The following is a 5,947-nucleotide window of genomic DNA, read 5'->3' as shown; positions in this document are numbered from 1 at the left end:
GTGCCAGTCGTCACTGCCGTACTGGCTGCCCTTACACAACCACAGACGGAACATGTTAAAGATCATTCCTGCCGATCGCATCCGGAAGGTAGCCGTTTCTCGTCTTCATTAATGCCAGTGTCAACATAGCTGTTTGTCATGGCATTACCCCATTTCTCCCAAAAACCGTAAAACGCGCCTCAGTCCGCGTCGTGACTGGCTTCAGCGTGGATCTACGCTGAAAAAGGATCCTTTACGTATTTGATTTTACCCGCAATAATGTGGGATAAGACAACAAAAGGATCCGCGAGCTGCGATTTATTGTCATGGCAGGATCAGCCGCTTCAGGCCAGAATAGCTGTATCCAAACCCGTTGTGCGCTACGTGAAAAATAACTCATGAACAGCATCATTCCCCTGCAGAATTCACCAGATCGCGTCTCCCTGCTGCCGATCCGCCCCGGGCGTTGATTTTGCGACCGCGGTGGCACTCCGGCGGATGGCCACCTCAACAGGTGCCACGCCGGCTTACCTCCTGGCGCCGGAAGTGAGCGCCCTCCTCTGGTATATGCCGGACCAGCGTCACCACATGTTGTTCGCCACCATGTGGAATACCGGGAGCCGTGTCGGTGAAGCCCGGACGCTCACCCCGGAATCCTTCGACCTGGATGGTCTGCGCCCTTTTGTTAGGGTGCTTTCGGAGAAAGTGCGGGCGCGCCGCGGGCGGCCGCCAAAAGATGAAGTGCGCCTGGTGCCGCTGACGGATGGCAGTTTTGTGCGTCAGATGGAAAGCTGGATGGTCACCACCCGCCCCCGCCGGCGGGAGCCGTTATGGCCGGTCACGGATGAGACAATGCGCAACTGGCTGAAACAGGCGGTGAAGCGGGCTGAAGCTGACGGCGTGCATTTTTCGATCGCCGTGACGCCGCATACCTTCCGGCACAGCTATATCATGCACATGCTTTATCACCGGTAGCCCAGGAAGTTCATCCAGGCGCTGGCCGGGCATAAGGATCCGAGCTCGATGGAAGTCTATACCCGGGTATTTGCGCTGGACATGGCTGCCACCCTGGCCGTTCCCTTTACCGGTGACGGTCGAGATGCCGCGGAGATCTTTCGCTCCCTGCCAGCGGCCGGCTGAGATTGTCGGGCAGGCGGCCGGGGCTTTGCCACTTAGTGAAGGAGATAAAGACAAACGCATTCCAGACGAGGCAGAGTTAGTCAGTCGCTTCTGAGTCTCTCACCGTGCCGGCCGCAGAAGCGTTACGCTTATTCAGTATGACCCGGGCATCATTCCGTCCGGGTCTGGAGAGAAATATTCATACCGCATCCGTGTCCCCTCACCTTCTCATTGCACCATGACATCATTCGTATTAAGGAGCCCCGGTCCTCTGGTGACCAGCTGACATCTTCATACCGCAGACAATAAAACTTACTGCGATCCGGATATCAGCAGGTTACAGGGGATATACCTGAGGGCCTTTCCAACCGGGTAAGCCAGGTCGTTATTCAGTATATCGTCGGTGACTGCGTCCCGGGCCATTTCTGACAGCCATCATGTTTACTCTTCATGATTGCAGATATCAGTGCGAAGCTGGCTGAGGGTACGACAGGATTAACGAACTTCGGAGGACTGGTTTTAGCAGCTCTTGCATGGCAATGCCGGAATCAACGCTCTGCTGAGTGGTTTCATTCAGTGCGCACCGGGGATTTACTGAAATATTGACTGTGGGATGCAGTCACGTGGAGAGCTCTCAATTGGTCGGGTAACACCCTCGTCAAACTTGCATGCTGCAGTCAATATCAGCATATTATGGCCATAAATGACATACCGCAGTCAATATTGTCCGATCTTTACTTGCAGAAAGGAGAGCGAATATTGACTGTAGTATGCGTGATGCACCTCACAGTCAATAACTAATTGCGTATGCATACGGCAGTCATGGTAATGCATATCGCAGTCAATTTTCCGGCTTCATCGCCGATAGCGCTTCAGCAAGTTTCTGCGGATCGATGCCTGCAGCCTTCAGTGCCTTGATGACTTCGTCATAATTCTGCTCCGGCGCCTTCTCTTCTTCCTCCTTGCGCGGCACCTTCACCGTCCCGCTGATGAGTTTGGGATTGCGATAATGAACGCTAAAGTAAGTCGCCCGGCCACGTTTAAACTCGGTGTAATCCAGATAGCCGATATCCCGAAGTTGCTCCATAGCCTTTCGGACCGTGTGGTTCTGCGTATAGATATTTGAGGTAAGATTCAGCCGGTCCCGCATACGTTTCATGGAGATAGGTGCGGGATTCTGGGGAAGGCTCTCGATGTAGGTATACAGCGCCTGGGCAGATTCCTTCCGCTGCAGGGCGTCAATGGCTTTCAGCCGAAGCAGGACCCGCCTATCCATATGGTAAAGCTCAAAGAGCTTGGGTTCAGCCTTGATCTCCACGATATCCTCGTTGATGTCATAATAGGCTGACTGCACCAGATGGGTGGTCCATCCTTTGGTCTCGCTCTGGAACTTCAGGGTAACCGAGGCGAGTTTAAACAGGGAATTGCTGATGCGATCCCGCATTTTCTTGTTTGAGCGCCGTGAGTCAAATCCACACATCTTAACGAATTCAACGAACGACAGTTCCAGGGTGTCACTTTTTACCCCATACTCAGACATCGAGCGAATGATCCCGAGCCAGACTTTAAAATCCGTGTCCATATCAAGACGCGAACCGGTGATCTTAACGTCGGTGTACCCTTCGCTTTTGGCGATGGACAGCTGTACGAGCTCCTCAGTGGCATCTGTGACGTTTTTACGGTTTGCCTTACTCCTGGAGGTTGATTTCAGGGTTGGAACGAAGAGACCGAGCCTCATGAGCGCTACCGGCTGCACAGTACTGGTACTGTTGACATCCAGCTTAACAACTTCGCCGGTTGTCTTGTCCACTTCCTGAAGATTGAGAGGTAAGCTGTTATTTTCGCTCGTCATCTTGATCCTCAACGGTTATCCACAAAAGAATGTCGTTATACGTATCGCAGTCAACGGATATACATACCTCAGTAAATACCGTTGCATATCACAGTATTAGATTTCGCATACAGCAGTCAACTTTTTACATTCCACAGTCGATCCAGTATGACGTTCAGGCCAGTTACAGCGCCTGCTGCAGCGATCCGGGGATCTCTTTAGGATCTCAATATGATCTCTTTGGGATCAATTACTGGATCGAAGCAACGAATAACGTTAATCCCCAGCCAGATCTACCCCACCACATTCAGGGTTCTGCAAGGGTAATCTGAATGCCGCATGAGTAACTCTCCCTGATTTAACATTAAATATTGACTGCGATATGTAGAATCTTCTTTTGTTGTTGACCAGCACTCGGCTTTTAGTTTCATACCATAGTCAATTTTTCACATATCACAGTCAACTTCATGAAGATTGACTAATCCGGAGAATATCCGGCATCGTAGCGTTCGTGCTTTGTGCAGTCTCTGTGCTTTTCCACTTCCTCGCCGCGTTCTCACTGAGTGAGATCGCTTACTGCGGCGAGCGGCAGTGAGAAATATTGACTGCGGTATGTGATTGAGCCTCTCTTCCCCGGTTTACAGCTTTCATTACAGCCAGCTTTGCAATTTTCAGATGACTTTGCGATTTTATTGTTGCTTTGCAAATAATTCCAAGATTTAATAAAATGATGCAAAGCGATGATTAAAGGATGCTCAGAATGGGACTGATGGATACACTTAACCAGTGCATTACTGCTGGACATGAGATGACGAAGGCTATCGCCATTGCGCAGTTTAATGACGACAGTCCGGAAGCAAGGAAGATCACCCGCCGCTGGAGAATTGGTGAAGCGGCGGATCTGGTTGGCGTTTCTTCTCAGGCAATCAGGGATGCAGAGAAAGCCGGCCGGTTACCTCACCCTGATATGGAAACCCGTGGTAGAGTTGAACAACGTGTTGGTTATACCATCGAACAAATCAATCATATGCGGGATGTGTTCGGTACCCGACTGCGGCGTGCAGAAGATGCTTTCCCTCCGGTGATCGGGGTTGCCGCTCATAAAGGGGGGGTTTACAAAACCTCCGTTTCTGTTCACCTGGCTCAGGACCTAGCCCTGAAAGGACTCCGTGTTCTTCTCGTTGAAGGCAATGACCCACAGGGAACGGCTTCTATGTATCACGGATGGGTGCCCGATCTTCATATTCATGCTGAGGACACTCTCCTGCCCTTTTATCTTGGGGAAAAGGATGATGCCAGCTACGCTATAAAGCCCACCTGCTGGCCTGGCCTTGATATCATCCCGTCCTGTCTGGCACTGCACCGCATTGAAACTGAGCTGATGGGGAAATTTGACGAAGGCAAATTACCTGCTGACCCGCACCTGATGCTCCGTCTGGCCATTGAAACGGTCGCTCATGATTATGACGTGATTGTTATCGACAGTGCACCTAACCTTGGTATTGGTACGATAAATGTTGTATGCGCTGCTGATGTATTGATTGTCCCTACTCCGGCAGAGCTGTTCGACTACACCTCCGCACTGCAGTTTTTCGATATGCTTCGTGACCTGCTTAAGAACGTGGATCTTAAAGGCTTCGAGCCAGATGTCCGTATTCTGCTTACCAAATACAGTAATAATAACGGCTCGCAGTCCCCGTGGATGGAAGAACAAATTCGGGATGCCTGGGGAAGCATGGTCCTTAAAAATGTTGTGCGCGAAACGGATGAAGTCGGTAAAGGTCAGATCCGTATGAGAACCGTTTTTGAACAGGCTATTGATCAACGTTCTTCAACAGGTGCCTGGCGTAATGCCCTCTCTATCTGGGAGCCTGTTTGCAATGAGATTTTTGATCGTCTGATTAAACCACGCTGGGAGATTAGATAATGAAGCGTGCCCCTGTCATTCCAAGACATACCACACATACTCAATCGACTGAAGATACCTCATCACCGGCGCCGGCTGCGCCGATGGTGGATTCATTAATTGCGCGCGTGGGTGCTATGGCCCGCGGTAATGCCATCTCTCTTCCGGTATGTGGACGGGAAGTAAAATTTACCCTTGAAGTGCTCCGGGGAGACTCTGTTGAGAGCGCTTCACGCGTATGGTCAGGCAATGAGCGCGATCAGGAACTACTTACCGAGGATGCTCTGGATGATCTCATTCCTTCATTTTTACTGACTGGTCAGCAGACTCCAGCTTTTGGCCGCCGGGTTTCCGATGTCATTGAAATTGCAGACGGCAGCCGTCGCCGTAAAGCCGCAATCCTGACGGAAAGTGATTATCGCATTCTGGTTGGTGAACTGGACGATGAGCAGATGGCAGCATTGTCCCGACTGGGTAACGATTATCGGCCGACGAGTGCTTATGAACGTGGTCTGCGTTATACAAGCCGGCTGCAGAATGAGTTTGCTGGAAATATTTCTGCACTTGCCGATGCGGAAAACATCTCTCGTAAGATCATTACCCGCTGTATCAATACGGCCAAACTGCCTAAATCCGTTGTTGCCCTGTTTGCTCATCCTGGAGAACTGTCTGCCCGGTCAGGTGAAGCCCTTCAGAAGGCTTTTGCAGATAAAGAAGAATTACTGAAGCAGCAGGCTGAGATTCTCCACGATCAGAAGAAAGCGGGACTAATCTTCGAAGCTGAAGAGGTCATTAGTCTTTTAACATCCGTACTGAAACAATCTTCCGCATCAAGAGTTAATCTGAGCTCACGTCATCAGTTTGCTCCAGGGGCAACAGCATTGTACAAGGGCGATAAAATGGTGCTTAACCTGGATAGGTCCCGCATTCCTGCGGAGTGTATAGAGAAAATTGAAGCCATTCTTAAGGAGCTTGAGAAACTAGGAGTCTGATGCGGACACGCTTTAGTCTACGGTTATCTCCCTTCACTTCATTTCCTTTCTCACAGGCCAGAAAAAATAACTGGCCTGAATACTCTCTCTGGGACCACGGTCCCACCTGCATCGTCGTTT

General features: G+C 50.7%; 3 protein-coding genes and 1 pseudogene. 3 read left to right on the top strand and 1 reads right to left on the bottom strand.

Features of this window, described 5'->3' with window-relative positions; all coding sequences use genetic code 11:
• Positions 1–377 precede the first annotated feature (377 nt).
• A pseudogene (locus HMPREF3096_RS01675) lies at positions 378–1,119 on the top strand (tyrosine-type recombinase/integrase).
• Between the two features lie 820 nt (positions 1,120–1,939).
• Here HMPREF3096_RS01675 and HMPREF3096_RS01670 read toward each other — a convergent pair.
• Entirely contained in the window at positions 1,940–2,950 is a 1,011-nt protein-coding gene (locus tag HMPREF3096_RS01670; RefSeq protein ID WP_032731938.1) for a RepB family plasmid replication initiator protein, read from the bottom strand.
• Between the two features lie 739 nt (positions 2,951–3,689).
• Between HMPREF3096_RS01670 and sopA the strand changes: the two genes are divergently transcribed.
• Positions 3,690–4,856: a plasmid-partitioning protein SopA gene (sopA, locus tag HMPREF3096_RS01665; RefSeq protein ID WP_004117793.1), complete on the top strand. Its 1,167-nt coding sequence runs from the start codon at positions 3,690–3,692 to the stop codon at positions 4,854–4,856.
• A complete protein-coding gene (locus HMPREF3096_RS01660; RefSeq protein ID WP_032731936.1) occupies positions 4,856–5,827 on the top strand; it encodes a ParB/RepB/Spo0J family plasmid partition protein in 972 nt (323 codons plus the stop codon). The genes sopA and HMPREF3096_RS01660 overlap by 1 nt, the downstream gene beginning before the upstream one ends.
• The last annotated feature ends 120 nt before the right edge of the window (positions 5,828–5,947 follow it).

It is taken from the genome of Klebsiella sp. HMSC25G12 (assembly GCF_001807705.1).
Taxonomy (GTDB): Bacteria; Pseudomonadota; Gammaproteobacteria; order Enterobacterales; family Enterobacteriaceae; genus Klebsiella; species Klebsiella variicola.
This window is presented reverse-complemented; position numbering and strand designations above follow the sequence as displayed.

Bases quoted from the DNA above. Each gene is read 5' to 3' on its own strand.
- HMPREF3096_RS01670 (WP_032731938.1), bottom strand. From the start codon at position 2,950: ATGACGAGCGAAAATAACAGCTTACCTCTCAATCTTCAGGAAGTGGAC.
- sopA (WP_004117793.1), top strand. From the start codon at position 3,690: ATGGGACTGATGGATACACTTAACCAGTGCATTACTGCTGGACATGAG.
- HMPREF3096_RS01660 (WP_032731936.1), top strand. From the start codon at position 4,856: ATGAAGCGTGCCCCTGTCATTCCAAGACATACCACACATACTCAATCG.